The organism is Peribacillus sp. P4_B1, assembly GCF_056402395.1.
Window position 1 is genome coordinate 1 of the sequence record NZ_JBFUHM010000122.1, and the last position, 2,769, is coordinate 2,769.

Annotated in this window: 1 rRNA gene; it reads left to right on the top strand. The window is 52.8% G+C overall.

The window, feature by feature from the left end:
- A 23S ribosomal RNA gene (locus AC1DVK_RS26635) occupies nucleotides 1-2,769 on the top strand; the annotation flags it as partial.

Genomic DNA, 2,769 nt, shown 5'->3' on the forward strand with positions numbered 1-2,769 from the left:
ACTGAAGACTGAAGGCAGACCCGGGGAACTGAAACATCTAAGTACCCGGAGGAAGAGAAAGCAAATGCGATTTCCTGAGTAGCGGCGAGCGAAACGGAATTAGCCCAAACCAAGAGGCTTGCCTCTTGGGGTTGTAGGACACTCAACATGGAGTTACAAAGGAACGGGGTAAATGAAGTGATCTGGAAAGGTCCGTCAAAGAAGGTAAAAACCCTGTAGTTGAAACTTCGTTCCCTCCTGAGTGGATCCTGAGTACGGCGGGACACGAGAAATCCCGTCGGAAGCAGGGAGGACCATCTCCCAAGGCTAAATACTCCCTAGTGACCGATAGTGAACCAGTACCGTGAGGGAAAGGTGAAAAGCACCCCGGAAGGGGAGTGAAATAGATCCTGAAACCGTGTGCCTACAAGTAGTCAAAGCCCGTTAATGGGTAATGGCGTGCCTTTTGTAGAATGAACCGGCGAGTTACGATTTCATGCGAGGTTAAGTTGATAAGACGGAGCCGCAGCGAAAGCGAGTCTGAATAGGGCGAATGAGTATGAGGTCGTAGACCCGAAACCAGGTGATCTACCCATGTCCAGGGTGAAGTTCAGGTAACACTGAATGGAGGCCCGAACCCACGCACGTTGAAAAGTGCGGGGATGAGGTGTGGGTAGCGGAGAAATTCCAATCGAACCTGGAGATAGCTGGTTCTCTCCGAAATAGCTTTAGGGCTAGCCTCAAGATGAGAGTATTGGAGGTAGAGCACTGATTGGACTAGGGGCCCCCAACGGGTTACCGAATTCAGTCAAACTCCGAATGCCAAATACTTATTCTTGGGAGTCAGACTGCGAGTGATAAGATCCGTAGTCGAAAGGGAAACAGCCCAGACCACCAGCTAAGGTCCCAAAGTATACGTTAAGTGGAAAAGGATGTGGAGTTGCTTAGACAACCAGGATGTTGGCTCAGAAGCAGCCACCATTTAAAGAGTGCGTAATAGCTCACTGGTCGAGTGACTCCGCGCCGAAAATGTACCGGGGCTAAACGTATCACCGAAGCTGTGGATTGACACCATTTTGGTGTCGATGGTAGGAGAGCGTTCTAAGGGCGTTGAAGTCAGACCGGAAGGACTGGTGGAGCGCTTAGAAGTGAGAATGCCGGTATGAGTAGCGAAAGAAGGGTGAGAATCCCTTCCACCGAATGCCTAAGGTTTCCTGAGGAAGGCTCGTCCGCTCAGGGTTAGTCGGGACCTAAGCCGAGGCCGAAAGGCGTAGGCGATGGACAACAGGTTGATATTCCTGTACCACCTATACATCGTTTGAACGATGGGGGGACGCAGAAGGATAGGGTAAGCGCGCTGTTGGATATGCGCGTCCAAGCAGTTAGGCCGGAAACGAGGCAAATCCCGTTTCCATTAAGGCGGAGCTGTGATGGCGAGGGAAATATAGTACCGAAGTTCCTGATTCCACGCTGCCAAGAAAAGCCTCTAGTGAGATGTAAGGTGCCCGTACCGCAAACCGACACAGGTAGGCGAGGAGAGAATCCTAAGGTGTGCGAGAGAACTCTCGTTAAGGAACTCGGCAAAATGACCCCGTAACTTCGGGAGAAGGGGTGCTTTTTAGGGTGAATAGCCCGGAAAAGCCGCAGTGAATAGGCCCAGGCGACTGTTTAGCAAAAACACAGGTCTCTGCGAAGCCGCAAGGCGAAGTATAGGGGCTGACACCTGCCCGGTGCTGGAAGGTTAAGGGGAGAGGTTAGCGCAAGCGAAGCTTTGAACCGAAGCCCCAGTAAACGGCGGCCGTAACTATAACGGTCCTAAGGTAGCGAAATTCCTTGTCGGGTAAGTTCCGACCCGCACGAAAGGTGTAACGATCTGGGCACTGTCTCAACGAGAGACTCGGTGAAATTATAGTACCTGTGAAGATGCAGGTTACCCGCGACAGGACGGAAAGACCCCGTGGAGCTTTACTGCAGCCTGATATTGAATTTTGGTACAGCTTGTACAGGATAGGTAGGAGCCTGAGAAGCCGGAGCGCTAGCTTCGGTGGAGGCGTTGGTGGGATACTACCCTGGCTGTATTGAAATTCTAACCCGCGCCCCTTATCGGGGTGGGAGACAGTGTCAGGTGGGCAGTTTGACTGGGGCGGTCGCCTCCTAAAGAGTAACGGAGGCGCCCAAAGGTTCCCTCAGAATGGTTGGAAATCATTCGTAGAGTGTAAAGGCACAAGGGAGCTTGACTGCGAGACCTACAAGTCGAGCAGGGACGAAAGTCGGGCTTAGTGATCCGGTGGTTCCGCATGGAAGGGCCATCGCTCAACGGATAAAAGCTACCCCGGGGATAACAGGCTTATCTCCCCCAAGAGTCCACATCGACGGGGAGGTTTGGCACCTCGATGTCGGCTCATCGCATCCTGGGGCTGTAGTCGGTCCCAAGGGTTGGGCTGTTCGCCCATTAAAGCGGTACGCGAGCTGGGTTCAGAACGTCGTGAGACAGTTCGGTCCCTATCCGTCGCGGGCGCAGGAAATTTGAGAGGAGCTGTCCTTAGTACGAGAGGACCGGGATGGACGCACCGCTGGTGTACCAGTTGTCTTGCCAAAGGCATAGCTGGGTAGCTACGTGCGGACGGGATAAGTGCTGAAAGCATCTAAGCATGAAGCCCCCCTCAAGATGAGATTTCCCATGGCGCAAGCTAGTAAGATCCCTGAAAGATGATCAGGTTGATAGGTCAGAGGTGGAAGCGTGGCGACATGTGGAGCTGACTGATACTAATAGATCGAGGACTTAACCAA